Source organism: Massilia frigida, assembly GCF_011682175.1.
Lineage (GTDB): Bacteria > Pseudomonadota > Gammaproteobacteria > Burkholderiales > Burkholderiaceae_D > Telluria_A > Telluria_A frigida.
Map to the genome: position 1 here is coordinate 1 of NZ_WHJG01000115.1, position 1,610 is coordinate 1,610.

A 1,610-nucleotide genomic window follows, 5' to 3' on the forward strand; every position below is an offset into this window, starting at 1 on the left:
GTGCAACTCTAGAAAGGAGGTGATCCAGCCGCACCTTCCGATACGGCTACCTTGTTACGACTTCACCCCAGTCACGAATCCTACCGTGGTAAGCGCCCCCCTTGCGGTTAAGCTACCTACTTCTGGTAAAACCCGCTCCCATGGTGTGACGGGCGGTGTGTACAAGACCCGGGAACGTATTCACCGCGACATGCTGATCCGCGATTACTAGCGATTCCAACTTCATGTAGTCGAGTTGCAGACTACAATCCGGACTACGATACACTTTCTGGGATTAGCTCCCCCTCGCGGGTTGGCGGCCCTCTGTATGTACCATTGTATGACGTGTGAAGCCCTACCCATAAGGGCCATGAGGACTTGACGTCATCCCCACCTTCCTCCGGTTTGTCACCGGCAGTCTCATTAGAGTGCTCTTTCGTAGCAACTAATGACAAGGGTTGCGCTCGTTGCGGGACTTAACCCAACATCTCACGACACGAGCTGACGACAGCCATGCAGCACCTGTGTTACGGTTCTCTTTCGAGCACACCTCGATCTCTCGTGGCTTCCGTACATGTCAAGGGTAGGTAAGGTTTTTCGCGTTGCATCGAATTAATCCACATCATCCACCGCTTGTGCGGGTCCCCGTCAATTCCTTTGAGTTTTAATCTTGCGACCGTACTCCCCAGGCGGTCTACTTCACGCGTTAGCTGCGTTACCAAGTTAATTAAAACCCGACAACTAGTAGACATCGTTTAGGGCGTGGACTACCAGGGTATCTAATCCTGTTTGCTCCCCACGCTTTCGTGCATGAGCGTCAATCTTGACCCAGGGGGCTGCCTTCGCCATCGGTGTTCCTCCACATCTCTACGCATTTCACTGCTACACGTGGAATTCTACCCCCCTCTGCCAGATTCTAGCCTTGCAGTCTCCATCGCAATTCCCAGGTTGAGCCCGGGGATTTCACGACAGACTTACAAAACCGCCTGCGCACGCTTTACGCCCAGTAATTCCGATTAACGCTTGCACCCTACGTATTACCGCGGCTGCTGGCACGTAGTTAGCCGGTGCTTATTCTTCAGGTACCGTCATTAGCAAGGGATATTAGCCCTCACCGTTTCTTCCCTGACAAAAGAGCTTTACAACCCGAAGGCCTTCTTCACTCACGCGGCATTGCTGGATCAGGCTTTCGCCCATTGTCCAAAATTCCCCACTGCTGCCTCCCGTAGGAGTCTGGACCGTGTCTCAGTTCCAGTGTGGCTGGTCGTCCTCTCAGACCAGCTACTGATCGATGCCTTGGTAGGCCTTTACCCCACCAACTAGCTAATCAGATATCGGCCGCTCCAGGAGCATGAGGTTCTTGCGAATCCCCCACTTTCATCCTTAGATCGTATGCGGTATTAGCGTAACTTTCGCTACGTTATCCCCCACTCCAGGGTACGTTCCGATATATTACTCACCCGTTCGCCACTCGCCGCCAGGTTGCCCCGCGCTGCCGTTCGACTTGCATGTGTAAGGCATGCCGCCAGCGTTCAATCTGAGCCAGGATCAAACTCTTCAGTTCAATCTCTGTTTAATGTCCTTGCGGACAGATCGCTCACTCAAAATACTGACAAGCTCATCTTTCGATG

Annotated in this window: 1 rRNA gene; it reads right to left on the bottom strand. The window is 53.0% G+C overall.

Going from position 1 to position 1,610, the window contains the following annotated elements:
• Positions 1 to 12: 12 nt before the first annotated feature.
• Positions 13 to 1,543 (bottom strand): 16S ribosomal RNA (locus F2P44_RS34185).
• Positions 1,544 to 1,610: the final 67 nt, after the last annotated feature.